8 protein-coding genes, 1 tRNA gene and 1 pseudogene are annotated in these 18081 nt (G+C 56.2%); 8 read left to right on the top strand and 2 right to left on the bottom strand.

Going from position 1 to position 18081, the window contains the following annotated elements:
• Positions 1-329: 329 nt before the first annotated feature.
• Positions 330-1443, top strand: a protein-coding gene (locus tag A3OW_RS28565) for an IS630 family transposase (protein ID WP_085984322.1) whose coding sequence is annotated in 2 segments (ribosomal slippage) — positions 330-757 and positions 756-1443 — 1116 coding nt in all. Because the reading frame shifts where the segments join, the coding sequence is not laid out codon by codon here.
• A gap of 230 nt (positions 1444-1673) precedes the next feature.
• On the opposite strand, the pseudogene A3OW_RS26405 reads toward A3OW_RS28565, so the two are convergent.
• Positions 1674-8579 (bottom strand): annotated as a pseudogene (locus A3OW_RS26405) (PKD domain-containing protein); the annotation flags it as partial.
• 332 nt (positions 8580-8911) lie between these two features.
• Positions 8912-10915: an HDOD domain-containing protein gene (locus A3OW_RS0110275; RefSeq protein WP_020563358.1), complete on the bottom strand. Its 2004-nt coding sequence runs from the start codon at positions 10913-10915 to the stop codon at positions 8912-8914.
• Positions 10916-11138: 223 nt separating this feature from the next.
• On the opposite strand from A3OW_RS0110275, the gene A3OW_RS0110270 reads away from it, so the two are divergent.
• From A3OW_RS0110270 to A3OW_RS0110235, 7 genes are all read left to right on the top strand, one after another.
• Positions 11139-11612 (top strand): VOC family protein, encoded by a 474-nt coding sequence (locus A3OW_RS0110270; RefSeq protein WP_020563357.1) that lies wholly within the window; start codon positions 11139-11141, stop codon positions 11610-11612.
• Positions 11613-11772: 160 nt separating this feature from the next.
• A tRNA-Arg gene (locus A3OW_RS0110265) sits at positions 11773-11850 on the top strand.
• 396 nt (positions 11851-12246) lie between these two features.
• Positions 12247-12783 carry a 5-(carboxyamino)imidazole ribonucleotide mutase gene (gene purE / locus A3OW_RS0110255; RefSeq protein WP_020563355.1) on the top strand — a complete coding sequence of 179 codons (537 nt, stop codon included), beginning with the start codon at positions 12247-12249 and terminating at the stop codon, positions 12781-12783.
• Positions 12780-13874 carry a 5-(carboxyamino)imidazole ribonucleotide synthase gene (locus A3OW_RS0110250; RefSeq protein WP_020563354.1) on the top strand — a complete coding sequence of 365 codons (1095 nt, stop codon included), beginning with the start codon at positions 12780-12782 and terminating at the stop codon, positions 13872-13874. Before purE ends, A3OW_RS0110250 begins: the two co-directional genes overlap by 4 nt.
• Before the next feature lie 326 nt (positions 13875-14200).
• Entirely contained in the window at positions 14201-15562 is a 1362-nt protein-coding gene (locus A3OW_RS0110245; protein WP_020563353.1) for an MFS transporter, read from the top strand.
• On the top strand, positions 15562-17631 hold the full coding sequence (locus A3OW_RS0110240; protein ID WP_020563352.1) for a carbon starvation CstA family protein: 2070 nt from the start codon (positions 15562-15564) through the stop codon (positions 17629-17631). The genes A3OW_RS0110245 and A3OW_RS0110240 overlap by 1 nt, the downstream gene beginning before the upstream one ends.
• Complete coding sequence (locus tag A3OW_RS0110235) at positions 17631-17831, top strand: YbdD/YjiX family protein (RefSeq protein ID WP_020563351.1); 201 nt, start codon at positions 17631-17633, stop codon at positions 17829-17831. The genes A3OW_RS0110240 and A3OW_RS0110235 overlap by 1 nt, the downstream gene beginning before the upstream one ends.
• Positions 17832-18081 lie beyond the last annotated feature (250 nt).

The following is an 18081-nucleotide window of genomic DNA, read 5'->3' as shown; positions in this document are numbered from 1 at the left end:
TGTTAGTTCGGCATTTATGACAGTGCTGTTATATATCCATGAACATAAATAAAGAATAATTATCATACCGATAGCCCATATCCATACGGAATATGTTCCTAGCCAAATGCCAAAAAAAACATATGTTGGCATCATAGCAAATCCTGATAACAAGGTATTTGAGTAATTCATTATCTACCTATGTTTATTTTTTTTAGGACATGTCAATTCTTGACATTCAGCTAAACCACCACTGTAAGTTAGTAGTCAGTCAATTTAAATCAAAAGGATATATTGGGCTTGTAAGTCACTCTATAGTGGCATTGATGGTTACTGATTGAGGTCAAGCAATGCCAGCTCTTAAATACAAAGTCAATCTGACTGAAGACGAAAAGCGTGGCTTGGAAGCCATGATCAACAAAGGAAAAGCCGCGGCACGCCATCTGACACGCGCGCGAATTTTATTAAAAGCGGCAGCGGGTATTCAGGATAAAGACATTATCCAAGCTTTGGGTGTCTCGGAATCAATGGTGTTGACGACGCGCCAACGGTGTGTGGAAGAAGGCCCGGAAGCCGCCCTGAAAGAACGCCCCCGTCCAGGACGTGCCCCAAAACTGACGGAGAAGCAGGCCGCCCATATTATCGCCTTGGCTTGTAGTGAGGCGCCGACAGGGCATGATCACTGGACCTTGCGGTTGTTGGCGGACAAAGTGGTGGAATTAGCGTATGCCGACCGTTGCAGCTATGAAACCATCCGTCAGCTTTTAAAAAAACACTCTCAAACCCTGGCAGAAGCAAGAGTGGTGCATTCCCGAGGTGAGTGCTGAATTTGTCGCGGCGATGGAAGACGTGCTGGACCTTTATGAAGAACCCTACGATCCGTTGCGCCCGGTTGTGTGTTTCGACGAAAGTCCGAAGCAACTCATTGCGGAAGTCCGCCAACCTCTCCCGCCTGAGCCCGGTCAACCGGCCCGCTATGACACCGGCTATGAACGGAAAGGCGTCTGCGATTTGATGATGATCTGCGAACCTAAACGCGGTTTTCGGCAGGTGGACATCACCGCGCGGCGGACCAAAATCGAATTCGCGCACAGCATGAAGCATATCGCTGAACTTTATCCGGACGCGGCGGTGATCCGGGTGGTGCTGGACAATCTGAATACCCATAAAATGGCGTCTTTGTATGAAGCCTTTCCAGCAGAGCAAGCCCGTGAATTGGCGCGACGGCTGGAGTTCCACTACACGCCCAAGCATGGCAGTTGGCTAAACATCGCTGAGATCGAACTGGCCGTCTTGTCGAACATGTGTTTATCACAGCGGATACCGGACACAGAGAGCCTCCGGCGTGAGGTCGAAGCCAATATCCTACCGCGCAACACCAAGGCGACGCCCGTCAATTGGCGATTTACGACGCAACAGGCACGACGTAAACTGGCTCGCCTGTATCCTTGTGTTTCTTCGTGACTGACTATTAGAGCAAAGATACAAAATCCAATTGGATTAGGTACGATCCTTCCAGTTTCTGGATCAATTTTCATAATTTTTTTACTCATAGATTCAATAATTTTGCTTAAAGTCCTATTTGCTAATTTTTCTCCAGTTGTAGCCTTTGGAGTGTATGGACCGCTAACCGGATCGCCAGTTGGACCAGTACTGCGTGTTCCAGGTCCCTCTAATGCCTCTCCCATGGGATCAATAAAATTCACCGGATCATTCAACACATACCCATACAGATTCGTATCGCCGCCGGCGAACCCAATCGGATCTTTGGCGGTCCATCGTCCCGTTTCCGCATCATAATCCCGCGCCCCAAAGCGTACAAGATGAGTATCACGGTCATAGAGCCCGCCGGCAAAGCCGAACGGTTGAAATCCGGGATTGGAGTCGCGGACGAGATTGCCCCAGACGTCGTAGTCGAGTTCCTGTACGATAGCACCGGTTGCGGCGTCGACAACGAGCCTCGAACTGCCCAGATGATCCGAGATCAGGCGGTAAGTGGTTTTCGCCTGCGTGGCGGGATCGGTTTTGACCAGATAGGAAGGCACATTGCCTTTGTCGCCGTAGACGAAGCGTGTAATCACCTGGCCGTCGCCGTCGAGTTCGGCGACTGGATTCAGTTGGCTTTGATAAAGCCAGGCCTGCACCAGTTGACCGTTGACTTTCTTGCCGATTCGGCGATGCTGGCCGTCGATCACGTAATCGATCCGGGTGCCGTCGGGTAAGTCCACGTGGCGAAGGTTGCCGAAGACGTCGTAGCCGTAAGTCGTCGTTTGCCCGTTTTCGGTTTGGCTTTGCAGCTCGCCGTTATCGGTGTAGACGTAATGTTTCCCGTTGAAATCGGTCAGGCGGTCCTGGCTGTCGTAAACCGCAACGGTTTGGCCGTTGAGCTGAGTCCTGTTGCCGTTGGCGTCGTAGCCGTAGACGGCGACGACTGCATCGTTGTCCGTGATTTGTTCCAGGCGGCCGCGGTCGTCGTAGCGGTAGTCGAGACGGTGTGAAATGCCGCCTGAGGTTTCGGTTTTTTGGATTATCCGGCCCAACCGGTCGCGCTGGTAGGTCCAGCGGATCAAAGGAACGCCATTGACTGTGGCCTGATAATCGGAAGTTTCGCCAAAGCCGTTATAGCTGATGCTGTCACTGACGGTGCCCAGCGCGGTGCCCGAGAGCAGGCCGTTCTGCGGCTGACGGGTCAAGGAAAGCTCGCCGGCCTGAGTGATCAAGCCGTCCTGGTCGTAACCGTAAGCCACGGAATCGGCCTGATTCAGACCAATGCTTATGACGCGAAAATCCGAGTCGTAACCGAAGTCGACTTGCCCGTGGACAGTGCCGGTCCAGCTTTGCCCGGTGACGAGGCCGCCGTCGTAGCGATAGCTCAGGCTGTCGCCGTCCGGCCAGGTGAGGCTGTCCAGTTGTCCACTGGCGGACAGATAGTGGTACTGGATATCGCCGTCTTGGGTATGAACCGCGTCTAGCTTTCCGCTTTGCAGCTGATAAACGAAATCGATCGTCTGGCTATCGGGACGCTGAATCCGGGTCGGCTGTTGGTCTTTGTTGTAAAAATACTCCGTGTACGTTTGGGCGATGCCGGGCGCATCGGGCGGGGTGTAGCGTTCAACCCGATCGACGGCATTGTGATTGAAAAGATGTTCGTCGCGCTCGGGAGGACGGATGCCGGTCAGGTTGCCGTTGGCATCGTATTGATATTGAATGACTCTATTGTCCGGCAGTACTTGGCTGGCAATGCGCCCTGCTTCATCATAGGCAAAATGCTCGCTCCGCCCCAGAGCGTCGGTGCTGCTTTCGAGATAGCCTGTCAGGGCGCCGGAAGCGGCATCGGTATGATCGTAGTAGCTATAGGCCTTCTTGCGCTGTGCCTCGCCTTGGCCCTGGCGGACGGCGCTCAACCGGCCTCTGTCGTCGTATTCATAGGCAACCGGTTCGATATCGGCCAAGGTCGATAGCAGCGGCTTCCCTTGTTCGTTTATTTGGACGGAACTGACGCGGTTTTCGGCGCTGGTGGCCGTCCAGGTTTTAGTCTGAGCGTGGTAATTTAATACGGACGCCTTGCCGTTGATACTGATCGTGTCGGTCAACGAGGTCAGACTGAACGGGTCGTTGGCATCGGCCAAGGACACCGTACGCTGTTGGGTGACCGTGGCGCTCAGGCCGGACGGCGTTGTGACCGTGCTGGACACCGGGAGCGGCGCCTGCAGGCCGAAACGCGGGTCGGGGCCTGTCTGCGTGGTGGTGACCGTACCGTCGGCGCCGATCACACTTTGTTCGCCATTGGTCTTATAGAGCAGGGTCTGGACCGTACCGTCGGGCCGGATGCTGGACAGCCTGCGGTCGCCGGTCGGCCGGGGCTCGACCTGATATTGGCTGATGCGGCCTTCGCCGGAAGTCATCGTGACGACAAAGCCTTGAGCGAGTTCGGTGCGGTTCAGTAGCCAGCCGCCGCCCACGGGGTCGGTGTCCTGGCTGAGCCTGCCCAGGCTATCGTATTCATAGTCATTGCTGTGATTTTCTGGCGTGGTGAAGCGGATCAACAAACCGTCGGCGGAATAAGCCATCGCATGGCTTTCGTTGGCCGGATTGATGACTTTAGCAAGAAATCCATTGGCATCCAGTTCCAAATTCGTCCGCTGGCCGTCCGGAGCGACGATGGCCGTAGGATGGCCCAGGCGGTCGCGCTCGATCCGGGTTTCGTTGCCGTCCCCATCGCTGACGCTTTGCAAGAGGCCCTGGCCGTCGTAAGCAAAGCGGTAGGTCACCGCATCGGTGATCGTACTGCGGGTTTCGATATGGTGGCCTGCCGCATCGAACCGATAGACTTCGCCTCCCTCCTGGGAGGGGATGACGAGTTCGCTGGTGGTGAAGCCCGGCAAGGGCGGGGTGATTTTGCGAATGCGGTAATTATAAGTGTCTGAAAAATACAACGCTTGATCTGCGCCTATGGCCAGGTTGCGCGAATAGTTCAACGTGGTCTGTAAGGGGTTAAGGCCGTCACCGTTAAATGCACCGTTACCCGAGCCATTAATGGCACCGGTTCCAGCCAGGGTGTTGATGATGCCGTCAGGCGTTACGATTCGAAGACGGTTGTTGCCCGCATCGGCAATGACCAGGCTTCCATCACCTTTGAACGCCAGATCGCCGCTGTTCAGCTGCGCGAGCGCGGCGGGACTGCCGTCACCACTGTATCCTCCGCCAATACCGGCCACCCGGATCATTAGGCCATCTGCACCGACCCGAAGGACTCTGCCACTTGTTGAAAAATAAACACTGCCCTCATGATAAATTACAGTCGTCGGGTGGTCCAGATTGGCTTGAGTCGCCGGGCCGCCCTCGCCGGAATAGCCTGAGGTGCCAGTTCCGGCAAAGGTTGAGATAACCCCTTTGGGATCAATCCGACGAATACGATGGCCGCCGAATTCGGCAATATACAGGGTTCCGTCAGGTGCGACCGTGCAAGCATAGGGGCCGTTTAACATTGCGCTGGTGGCGGGTCCGCCGTCCCCTGAAAAACCTGCGGTGCCATTACCGGCAACCGTCGAAATAATGCCGTTAGAGGCCAGCCTGCGCACCCGATTATTCCCCCAATCCACGATATGGATGGAGTCATCCAAACCTAAACAAAGCTCATGAGGATTTTTTAAATTGGCGAGCGTCCCTGGTCCTCCATCACCCGAAAAGCCGATTCTTCCCGTTCCTGCAATCGTGGAAATGAGGCCATCGGTGTCGATACGGCGTACCCGATGGTTATACTCATCAGCAAATATTATTCTGCCTTGGCTGTCAATGACCAAACCTTGAGACAACCCGTTAATTCGTGCGTTAATAGCTTGTCCCCCATCTCCGCTGTAACCTGCCACCCCGGTACCGGCGATCGTGGTAACGACTGAACCTAGATTGTCTGCCTGGATTCGGCTGCCGTCTCCCCGATATAGTGTCCGGGTACCCGGATCGTAGACATGGTGCTGGCTTAAACTCCAGCCGCCGAGGCTCGATGCCTTGTTTTCGAAGCTGCCCAGTTCTTCTTTCCAGTTTTTCCATTGGGTGATCTCCTGGCTGGGCCTGCTCGCGCTAATTACCAGGCCGCCGGGGCCTGTTCCGCCGGTCGAATCGGACGAGATGCCGAAGGAGGCTGTGAAATCGTCGCGCGATGAGTAGTACACCGGGCTGTAAACATAGCCGACCCGGATTTGGGCGGTCTGCCCGGTATTGACGGTCTGGCCGTAGGCGTTCTTGCCGTCCCAGGCGAAGGTATGGCTGAGGTTCGGCGCCGGAGCAAAGCTTTGCTTGAACTCCCGGCCCGCGACGTGGACGACCAGATCAATCCGTTTCAACGTCTCGGGCACGGTCGCCTCGCTCAGCGGGATGCTGACGGTATGGCCGCTGTGGTTGCCCGGCATCCGGTCGCTGCGGTAATGCAGCGCATGGGGCGTGCCCGCCAGGGCCAGGTCTTCGCCCAGCGTCTGGTTGATCCCGTCGATGATACAGCCCGGCTTCTCTGCATTGGCGGCCTGGGTCTGGCAATTGTCCGGCTTGTTTTGATCGCCTGGCTTCGGCTTCTGATTGGGCGGCGGTGTCGCTCCGTGGGGCAAACCCCAGGGCCAGTTGAAATCCCACGGGGTAAAATGCGTGACCGGCACTCGCCACAAGGTTTTACCGGCAGGATACAAGCCGGCTAATTGCACTTGTTCGGCCGCGGTGATGCCCAAGGCCGTCAACTGCGCGGCGGTATCGGCGGCATTGTCGCCGTTGCTGTCCAAAGCCGCCGAACCGTTGGCAATGGCCAGAATCTGGATGACCTTGCCGTTGTCGGACGGGATCCAGGCAGCCTTTTGGAAATCGTACCAGCCCGCCGGGACCGTTTCCCCCACCGGAAAGCCCAAAAAATTATCGACGTAAACCGGCAGCGCCTGGTTGAAAGTCACTTGGGCGGCGCCTGTGGCCTGGGCTTCGTCCACGCTCAGTTCCACCGCATAGGTATAGCCCGAAGTCGGCGGCAAAGGACCCGGCAGGGTCTTCGGGCCGTTTGGGCCCACGGTGTATTCGGTCGCCCGGACATGGAGATGGGTCAAGATCTGGTGGGTGCCGTCCGCCCGGGTCAGGGTCGCCTGGGTGTTGGCCGGGAAGAGAATAGTCGCCTGGCGCTGGCCGTCCACGTCGGAACTGACGCTACCTTGCGCCACCTGGGCGTTGGCCGAGGACAAGTCGATTTCGGTGACTTGACTGTCGAGCGGAATCATCACCGCCTCTTCGGCCAGGGCATACTCCTGCCAGGGCGCATCGATTCGGCGCTGGATCGGCAGAAAGCCGGATTTTTGATAATTCAGGGTCAGCGTGCCGCCGCCGTTAACGGCAAGGTCGAACTGTCCGTCCGCCCGGGACAGGGTTTGCCCGAATTCCGGATACTCCTTGACGGTGAGCGTGACTCCGGACAAAGGCTGCTTGTCGCGGCTTAACACCTTGCCCCGGATCACGGCGATGCGCCTGGCCTCGATGACGCCTTCACCGACCCCGGTTTGTACCGGGCGATCGCCGCTGTAGAGAAATTCCGCCGCCTGGTGCAGCGGCGTGAACGAGGCGGTCGGGCTTGATGCCGGCGCAACGGTCAGAGGATCCGGCGGCAGGCCCGAATCCTGAGGCTCGGCAACGGTCACGGTAAAGCTTTGACTGGCATCGCCGCCTCGGCCGTCGATTACGCTCACGATCACCGGATAAAGTCCGGCAGCAGACGGCATCCAGTCAATCACGCCGGCCGCATTGATAGTCATCCCTTCCGGTGCGCCGTTTAATCGGTAGCTTAAGGGATCTCCGTCGGGATCCGTGGCATGAACGCTATAACGGTAAGATTGGCCTGCGACCGCACTCGTTACGGGTTCCGAGTCGATTACCGGAGAATGATTAATTGGCGGCGCCAAGGCGGTAACCACCTGGGTGTCCGTCGAGCTGGCCTGATCCGGATCGGTGACTTTTAACTGCGAGACATACAAGCCCGGAACGTCCGGTGTCAGCAAGGGTTCGACCGAATCGGCATTTTGCAGATCGGTTTCGCTGCCTTCGGGCTTGGACAGCAGCGACCAGACATAATCGATCGCATCGCCGTCGATGTCATAAGACAAACTGCCGTCCAGGTGTACGGGAGTGCCTGCGTCAACGGTTCGGTCCTCGCCGGCATCGGCTACCGGGGCCGAGTTGAGGGTATCGATAGCAATCAGATCGGGTTCGCTATCCAGTTGGCCGTCGTTGACAGTCAGCCGAGCCACGTAACGGCCGGGCTTGTCGATGACGATTTGAGCGACCTGCTGCCGTTCGTCGGCCAGAACGGCATTGCTCGAAGCGGGCTTTTCATCCAGATGCCATTGGTAACTTAGTATGTCACCGTCGTTATCGTGGGACAAGCCGCCGTCTAGCAGGACGGAGGCCCCAACGAAAGCGCTCTGATCTTCGCCGGCATGCGCGACCGGCGCCGAATTTCGGGTATCGATGACGACCCGGTCCGGTGCGCTGTCGGCAAAGCCGTCGCTGACGATCAATTCGGCTTGATAATGGCCGAAGCGGTCGATCGGCAACTCGGGGCGAACGGCGGCGCCGTCGCTGAATTGCGCCGCGCTGTTTGCCGGCGTTTCCAAGAGACGCCACCGGTAGCTCAAGGCGTCGCCGTCGGCGTCGGTCGAAGCGCTGCCGTCCAGTATAGCAAGGTCGCCTACGGCCAATGTTCGATCGTCCCCTGCATGGGCGACGGGCGACTGGTTGCATCGAACAAGCTGTACGGTTAGGCTGTTTCCGGGCTTGCCTTGAAGCTCCACCGACAACGTATTGACCAATAAGGTATTGACCGGGATCGACAGAGAAGTGCTTTTCTTTTTGAATTGAGAAGGACCTGCGACCTCTTTCCCGTTCCAGTGGATTGATCCGGAACTAACGGGACCGCCTATGCTGCCGTTCGTACTGCCAATAAGCAGACGGTAGGCGGCGGCCGGGTTGGTGACGGTTACGGTGTGCGTTTCGGCCACCGGCGAACCCGAACCGCGAATCAACTGGACCGGACCGAACACGCCGACCTCGTCCCCGGTAACCGGAAAAGACAGGATCATCATCAGCATCGGCAAGATCCGATAAAATCTATTCAATAGAATCAGTTGCCATGTTTTGAATGGCTTCCACCCTTTCTTGCTCATTCTGGAATTCAATCCCGTGTCCATCGGCGCTCTTCCCTAACAGTTAAAATGACTATTTCATATTAGCGTATAAGCTCCGCTTTTTTGGACTTTTTGGGTAACCGGTTCGCATTTTTGCCATTTTGGCCGCAGTGCCGTCGAAGACGCATCCGAGACATTTTCATATCGCGTGTGGGGCGAATTCATTCGTCCGGCAATGTATATCGAATCGGCAGAACGGAATGGTTTCCGTGCTGGAAGTTTGAGGCTCAGCGTCCCGGAATTTCGGAAAGCATGATGACTCTGTTTCTTCCCTCGCTTTTTGCCAGGTACATGGCCTGATCGGCGAGCTCGATCATCTCTGCGTAATTCGAAAAAGCGGGGTCGTAGAATGAAATTCCGATGCTGACCGTCAAGGCCAGGTTGTTGAATTTGGGGCTCATGATTCTGCCGAGGCGTTCCGCTTCCATGCGAATCCGTTCGGCATAACGCTGGGCGCCGTCTTGAGTGGTGTCGAGCAGGATGAATAAAAACTCTTCGCCGCCGTAGCGGCCGATGATGTCGCCGGGTCGGGTCAGGCGGGTCAGCAAATCGGCGACGATTTGAATGATCTTGTCGCCGGCTTGATGCCCGCATGTGTCGTTGAACAGCTTGAATTTATCGATATCGACAAAACCGATGGCGATTTTTTCCAGCTTGGACGGTTCCTGTTGAAAAATCTCGACCAGGGAACGATCCAGCATCCGTTTGTTGCCTATCTGAGTCAAGGGGTCGAGTTGCGCATGCTTTTTTTCTGCTTCGTAATGTTTGGCGTTTAACAGGGCAATGCTTAACTGGTGCGCTACCGGAACGATTTGGTTCAACAGACTGTGCGCCATCCGGATTTTGCTGAGCGGGTTATCGGCCAGAATGACGCCGATCGGACGTTGGTGTTCAAGAATGGGAACCGCGATGAATTCGTCGGTGTTCAAAAGATTCAGGGCCTGATTGTCCGGATCGTTGATCCTATTGACGATGATGGGTTTTTTCGTGCGCAGGCAATCGAGTAATCGACCGGTCCGGGCATCGATAGGAATCTCTGTAGACGGATGGCTCGCTGAAAGAGAAGGGCAGAAATGACGATAGAACGGGATCAGGCTGCGGTGAATCGGATCGATCGTCAGCATCTGCACTCGATCGAAGCCGAAGTCGCGTTGAATGGCCGCCAGAGTCGTCGGCACAAAGTCGTCCGGATTAAGGCTTCGATGAGGAGCGGTCAAACTGGAAGGAATTTCCGGCGCCGACTTCATTGTGGCGGCCGGCGTTGGCGAGATAACGGTCTGACTTAGCGAGATGCTGGTCTGGATCAGGTTTGCTCTGAGCTTGTTGAGGTCCGGAAATTCGATGCCGAAAAATTCCCGTATGCTCAACATTTCTTCATCCACCTGTTGCAGCAGACTTTCCAGGTCGAGAGGATGGCTCCCAAGAAATTCCAGAACGTTGTTCGACAAATCGGGCCGGCTTTCGAGGGTAAATGAAGCCAGTCCTTGCGTCCAGGCGATATAGTTTGCGAAGGAAATCAGGACGATTTCCTGCTCGAATTCATGGTAAGGGGGCTTCACCGTGGCCGGCTGCTGATGATAAGCGACCACTGCGGTAATCGACGGCGGCAATTGCCATTCTACGCACAGCAAATGGCCGATCTCGGGATGGGTCAAGCCGAAAAAAATGCGTTCTTCCGTCAGCGTAGATTGAGAGTTACCGTTCAATGAACTGATGAATTCGCTGTAACTCTTGCGGCCGTGCGATTCCAGCACGACTTTGCCGATGTCGTGCAGGAGTCCTGCCGTATAGATCATGTCCGGATCGGGATGGCCCGTCGCAGCGGCCATCCTTCTGCTTAACGACGCCACGAACAGGCAATGTTGCCAGAAGAAGAGCGGATCGAACGCCTGGCGAACATTTTTTTTTATCAGTCTGTTGAAAAATATCAGGGTCAAGGCGGTCCGGCGTATCGTGGAAAAGCCGAGCAGATTGACGGCACGGTGGATCGAACTGACCGGATTGGGCAGGGCATAGGCGGCGGAGTTGACGTTCTGCAAAATTTTTGCCGAAAGCGCGGGCTCGGTCTCGATCAGTCTCGACAAGTCTTCCAGCCGGGTGTAGTCGTTGCTGGTCAGATTCAACAGTTTGGTGGCGATTGTCGGCACCAGGGGCAATTGGAGAAGCTCATTTTTTAGAACCTGCTCCGCCGTTTTCCTGATATGATCGATATCGTCGATATTTTCAACCATTGCTGCCACCGTTTACATCCGTGAACTCGCTGTAAGCGATGCCATAGCATACGCGTTTTATTGACGAAAAAATGAGAGCTGTATCACAATAAATTTATGGTTTGTGATCAGTGGGGAGGCAATCTTCCTTGCTAACTTTTCGGCTCAGGAAAAGGTATACTTAAAAAAACAGAGGGACAGGTAGACGCATCGGCACGGCAACACCTTTCGGGAGTTCTACTTTATGCAAAAAATCACTCCGTTTTTATGGTTCGATAACCAAGCCGAAGAGGCCGTTAATTTTTACAGCGCCATCTTCAGGAATTCACACGTTATTGAAATGACTCGTTACGAAGAAGGTGCCCCCTTTCCCAAGGGAACCGTAATGACTCTCCGTTTCAGCCTGGACGGGCAAGAGTTTGTAGCGCTCAACGGTGGCCCGCAGTTTGCCTTTTCGCCGGCCGTATCGTTCGTCGTGAACTGCGATTCCCAGGAGGAAGTGGACGAGTTTTGGGATAAACTTTGCGACGGCGGCGAACCCCTTCCGTGTGGCTGGCTCCGGGACCGGTTCGGTCTGACCTGGCAGGTGGTTCCGAAAATTCTGCTGGAGCTGTTGAACGATCCGGACCGCGGCAAGGCGCAAAGAGTCATGATGACCATGCTGCAAATGACCAAAATCGACATCGAAGGGCTACAGCGGGCTCACCGCAATGGGTAAGGATCGTTCCTTCGGCTCGGACTCCAGTAAAGCGCTCTCTCACTTTGATTATGAGGCGCGCGCCACCCGTAACATTCCGGTCCGTGACGTCCGATGCGGCAGGTCAGGCGGCCTGTGGCTCATTGCACGAGCCGGGCCATTATTGTTAGAATGGCGTTTTGTCCCCGTAGCATAAGCTGGATAATGCACCTTCCTCCTAAGAAGGCGACTGGGTGTTCGAATCACCCCGGGGACGCCATACGATATTATGTATTTTTCCGGTCGGGCTTTCCGGAAAGTATTCCCTTTTTTCAAGTGAAGTTTTGAGTCGGCATGCGGAGCAGCCTTGCTTCATCTGAAATGAAATCCGTGGCTTTCTCTTTCCGGTTTCCGGAGGCCGTCCATCCGGTTAACTCTTCCACTCCCGTTCGGGAAATCGCTTGAGCCGGCATCGGCCTTGTCTCGGTCAAGAATCAGGAAAGGTACCGGCCAAGAGAAACGCGGTCATCGTTCAGTCTTCCGGATATAGACGCCTCAACTCCTTCCGAGTAACTTTGAAACGCATTTCAAAGATATTTATGCGATAATTTTTCATTTTAATGAGGATCGGTCGCCGGCGTATGGACGGATTGAGTCGATCAAAAAGGAGTATCACATGACAGCACTGGTGGGCGTCATTATGGGTTCGGCCTCCGACTGGGAAACCATGCGCTTTGCCGCAGAAACCTTGGGACAGCTCGGCATTCCGCACGAAATCGAAGTGGTGTCGGCGCACCGGACGCCGGATAAATTGTTTCGTTATGCCGAAACCGCGGCCGGCAAAGGGCTGGAAGTCATCATTGCCGGCGCCGGCGGAGCGGCCCATTTGCCCGGCATGGTCGCAGCCAAAACCTCCCTGCCTGTGCTCGGCGTGCCGGTTCAGTCCAAAGCATTGAACGGCATGGACTCTTTGTTATCGATCGTGCAAATGCCTGCCGGCATTCCGGTAGGTACGCTGGCCATCGGCAAGGCGGGAGCGATCAATGCCGCCTTGTTGTCGGCGGCGATCATCGGCAACAAACATTCGGAATACCGGGCGGCGCTGCAGGATTACCGGCAAAAACAAACCGATTCGGTGCTCGATCATCCCGATCCGAGAGCCGTCGCCACCAATCAAGCCGTGCAGGAAACCACTCCGGGAGAAAATCTATGAAAGTCGGGATTCTGGGAGCCGGTCAACTCGCTCGCATGATCGCCCTGGCGGGCTATCCGTTAGGACTGGATTTCGTTTTTCTGGATCCGTCCGGGGATGCCTGCGCCAACAAGCTGGGCGAGCATCTGCACGGAGACTACCAGGATCCGCGTCTTCTGGCGCAACTGGCGGAATCGGCCGACGTCGTCACCTATGAATTCGAGAATGTTTCGGCCGACGTCGCCGAATTCCTGACGTCGCATACTCGGGTGCATCCGTCGCCGAAAGCATTGGCCGTGGCCCAGGACCGTCTGATCGAGAAAAATTTTTTCAGGTCGCTCGAGATTCCCACGCCCGAGTTCGCGCCGGTCGATTCTCTGGAAGACCTTGAGCAAGCGATGGCTTCGATCGGTTACCCGGCGATTCTGAAAAGCCGAAGGCTGGGCTACGACGGCAAGGGCCAATCCATGCTGAAATCCGAAGCGGATTTACGGCCTGCCTGGGAGCTGCTGGAAGGAGCGCCGGCAATTGTCGAGGGGTTTGTCCCTTTTGACCGGGAGGTCTCGGTCATTGCCGTACGCGGCGTGAACGGCTCGATGGCGTTTTATCCCCTTTCGGAAAATTTGCATCGCGGAGGCATTCTGCGTGTTGCCAGAAGCTGCGCGGGCGACGCGATGCAAAGTCAGGCCGAAGCTTACGTTTCGCGCCTGATGGACGCGTTGGGCTATGTCGGCGTGCTCGCTCTCGAACTGTTCGAAACAGGGGGCCGGCTGATCGCCAACGAATTTGCGCCGAGAGTGCACAATTCCGGCCACTGGACCATCGAAGGCGCGGAAACCAGCCAGTTTGAAAACCATTTGCGGGCTATTCTGGGCCTGCCGCTAGGATCGACCGCTCCGGTGGGCAAGTCGGCGATGGTCAACTTTATCGGCGGACTGCCGGAGCCGCAGGAAGTCCTGGCATTGGCGCAGACTCATCTGCATCTTTACGATAAAGCGCCGAGAAAAGGCCGCAAAGTGGCTCATGCGACGGTTCGCGCGGAGACTTCGGAACAGTTGTCTTCGTTGCTTCAGCCGCTGACGGCACTGGCCGATCGGGTGGACGACTCGTAACGTCCGGGCGATCGTCCCCGTTTCGGCCGATCCGCTCTGACGAGGCCCATCGCCGAATGAACCGATCGATCCGTCCGAGGTGACGGAATGTGAGCCGGAGTACCGATGACATCCACGGTAACGGAGCGATGAGGCACAAGCAACTTGCGCGATCCTGGGCTTTTAGTCTTTTCTGTTGTTTTCTGCGCTGAAAAATATGCTTCGTTGGAACTCAATTTAAAGATAAACATGGCTTTGTGGTTTTCAAGCCGGACGGCCAACTTGACAGGAATGTTTATTTACAGGAGAAACCGGTTTTGACACACATACAGGACATTACGAGTCCGATGACTCCGCTGGAAAAACGTGCGACCTGGTCTTTGTCGGGCATTTATGCGTTGCGCATGCTGGGTTTATTCCTGATCATGCCGGTATTGTCGCTTTTTTCCGAGCAACTTGAAGGAGCGACTCCCTCGCTGATCGGCCTGGCCATCGGAATTTACGGCATCACCCAGTCCATTTTGCAGATTCCATTCGGACTCTGGTCGGACCGCGTCGGCCGGAAAAAAATCATCGTCCTGGGCTTGCTGTTGTTTTGCGCCGGCAGCATTGTGGCGGCCCTGTCGAATAGCATTTACGGCATTGTCGCGGGACGGGCGATTCAGGGAGCCGGGGCAATCGCTGCTCCCATCATGGCGCTGGTGGCCGATTTGACTCAGGAGGTGCATCGCACCAAAGCCATGGCCTTGATCGGCGCCAGCATCGGCGTCTCGTTCGGCGTGGCCATCACTCTGGGTCCCGTCGTTGCGGGATTCATCGGCGTTCACGGCCTGTTCTGGGTGATAGCCGGCCTGGCGGTACTGGCCATATTGAACATTGTTTTCGTCGTCCCCAATCCCGAGCGCAGCAAGATCCACCGCGACGCCGAAGTGGTTCCTTCTCAATTGTCCACGGTATTGGCCAACGCCGAGTTATTGAGGCTCGATTACGGCATTTTCGTTTTACACATCATTCTGACCGCCAGTTTCGTCATTGTGCCGTTATTGCTGCGGGATTCCGGTTTGCTTCCCGACCGGCACTGGCTGGTCTATTTGCCGGTTTTCGTCACTTCTCTGGCGGGAATCATTCCTTTCGTGATCCTTGCCGAGAAAAAGCGCAAGATGAAAGGCGTCTTTATCGGCGCGATTGTCTCCCTGATTGTGGCCGATCTGGGATTGACCCTGTTCCATAATATCCTGCCGGGAATCATCGCTTCTCTCTGGCTGTTTTTCTGTGGATTTAATTTGCTGGAAGCCACCTTGCCGTCGCTGGTTTCCAAAACCGCGCCGTCCGACTTGCGCGGCACCGCCATGGGCATCTATTCCACCTGCCAGTTTTTGGGCGCCGGGCTCGGCGGAACGGCGGGAGGATGGTTTTACGGCCATTACGGGGTCGAGTCGGTTTTTTTGTTTTGCGCGGCCGCCGCGTTCAGTTGGTTTTTGCTTTCGCTGACGATGAAGCCTCCCCGCCATCTGGCCAATTTATTGATCTCGATGGAAAAAATAAACCGGCTTCGGACCGATGAATTTATTTCCGGCTTGTTGAAGGTTGCCGGCATAGAGGAAGTGACCGTGCATGCCGAAGAAGCCGTCGCTTATCTTAAAGTCGACAACCAGAAACTGGACCGGAACCAGTTGCAGCTTTTTCTCAATCAGTTCGGTGAAGCCTGATGAGTACTCTTGCCAAGAACATCCTGTGGGTAATCCTTGCCGTAGCGGGAGCGTCGGCCGTCGGCGGCCTGGCCTTGCACCGGGGCGAGTCGATCAACGCGCTCTGGTTTGTGACCGCCGCCTTCTGCAGCTATGCTCTGGCTTACCGGTTTTATGCGGCCTGGGTCGCCGCACGGGTATTGGCCGTCGATGCCACTCGCGCGACTCCGGCTGAGCGTCTGGACAACGGACGCGACTTCGTTCCGACCAATAAATGGATCGTGTTCGGGCATCATTTCGCCGCCATTGCCGGGCCGGGGCCTCTGGTCGGACCGACCCTGGCGGCGCAATACGGCTATCTACCCGGCACCTTGTGGATCCTGGTGGGCGCGGTATTGGGCGGCTGCGTGCAGGACATGGTCATCCTGTTTTTTTCCACCCGGCGGAACGCCCGGAGCCTCGGCCAGATGGCGCGCGACGAACTGGGGCTTCTCGGCGGCACTTCGGCTTTAATCGGCACTTTCGCGATCATGATCATTCTGATCGCGGTGCTGGGGTTGGTCGTGGTCAATGCGATGAAGCACAGCCCATGGGCGACGTCGACGGTGGCGGCGACCATTCCGATCGCCATGATCGTCGGCTTTTACATGCGCAGCTTTCGGCCCGGCCAAGTGCTCGAAGCCTCGTTGCTGGGGGTGTTGTTATTGTTACTCTCGGTCGCGCTGGGTGGATGGGTCGATCAAAACGCGGTTCTCAGGAGCTGGTTCGATCACGAAGGTCTGACGCTGGCCTGGTGCATCATCGGCTACGGTTTTGCCGCCGCCATTTTGCCGGTGTGGATGCTGCTGGCGCCGCGCGATTATTTGTCGACTTTCGTCAAGCTCGGCACGATTGCCTTGCTTGCGGCCGCGATCATCGTGCTCCAGCCCGATATCCGGATGCCTGCCGTAACCCGTTTCATCGACGGCAGCGGACCGGTGTTCGGAGGGAAACTCTTTCCTTTCGTGTTCATTACCATCGCCTGCGGGGCGATTTCCGGTTTTCATGCGCTGATCTCCTCCGGCACCACGCCTAAATTGCTCACCAACGAGACCGATATCCGGATGATCGGTTACGGCAGCATGCTGCTGGAATCGTTCGTGGCGATGATGGCGATGATCGCCGCCACCGTGCTGGAACCCGGCGTGTATTTCGCCATCAACAGTCCTGCCGGAATCGTCGGGACGGAGGCAGCGGCGGCGGTCGCCAAAATAACTTCGTGGGGATTTCCGGTATCGGTCGAGCAAATGCAGTCTCTGGCGGCCGCGATGGGCGAGGCGAGCCTGTTCGCACGGACCGGCGGCGCGCCGTCTCTGGCGGTGGGCATGGCCAGTCTGTTCGGCAGTGCGTTCGGAGACGGCCTGTTGGCTTTGTGGTATCACTTTGCGATCATGTTCGAAGCGATCTTCATCCTGACCACGCTGGACGCGGGGACGCGGGTAGGCCGCTTCATGCTGCAGGATCTGCTCGGCAATATCTGGCCGAAAATGGCGCACACGTCCTGGACGCCTTCGGTCATCCTGACCAGTGCCACCGTCGTGGCCGGCTGGGGCTATTTTCTCTATATCGGCGTGATCGATCCGAACGGCGGCGTCAATATTCTGTGGCCTTTGTTCGGCATTGCCAATCAGATGCTGGCCGCCATCGCGCTCTCTGTGGCGACCGGGATTTTGATCAAATCCGGCAAATCGAAATACGCCTGGATTACCGGCCTGCCTTTGGCGTGGCTGGTCACGATCACCAGCACGGCGGCCTGGGAAAAAATCGCCAGCGCCGACGTCAGGGTCGGCTTCTTTGCCGCCGCCGCCGACATGAACGCCAAACTGGCCGCGGGCGCATTGCCCCCCGCAAAGGCCGCCATCGCGCCGCAACTGATCTTCAATCTGCATCTGGACGCAGGCTTGACCTTGTTTTTCGTCTGTCTGCTGTGGCTGATTGTTCTGGACATGGCAAGAGTGTGCAGCCGCCATCTGGCCGGCAAGCCGGTGCCGCCCCTGACCGAGTCGCCGCACGTGCCGAGTCGATTGATAGAAAACTGGGCGAGGGATTGATGGTTAGCGCATTTAAGCGGATCTGGCAAGGGCTGCGCCGCTTGAGCGGCGACGATGCCTATGAACGGTATCTGAAACATCATGCCGAACATCGTTGCCTTTCGTACGGGCATGAAGCCGGGGAGCCGCCGTTAAGCAAGGCCGAGTTTTTCAAACAATGGCAGGAACGGAAATGGAACGGGATCAATCGTTGTTGTTGATGAATATTGGATTCGGTCGTTAAAGAACCGCGCGGAAACCGGATAAGGTCTGGATAGCAAGGAAAAAGCGGCAATGGAGTAGCCGGCTGGAGCATGGATTTGAAAGGATTTGCGGATTGATACGGGCGAAGAAGAGAGAGGAGAGCCCGGCTTTTCGGCAGAAGAATCTTCTACCGTTTCAAGAAGGAGAACTTGAAAAAACCGCCGAACTTATGTTGTCTCTCGTTCGGCGGTGCGGTTGATCCTTGAT

Origin of the sequence: Methylosarcina fibrata AML-C10 (genome assembly GCF_000372865.1) — a bacterium.
Taxonomy (GTDB): domain Bacteria; phylum Pseudomonadota; class Gammaproteobacteria; order Methylococcales; family Methylomonadaceae; genus Methylosarcina; species Methylosarcina fibrata.
This window is presented reverse-complemented; position numbering and strand designations above follow the sequence as displayed.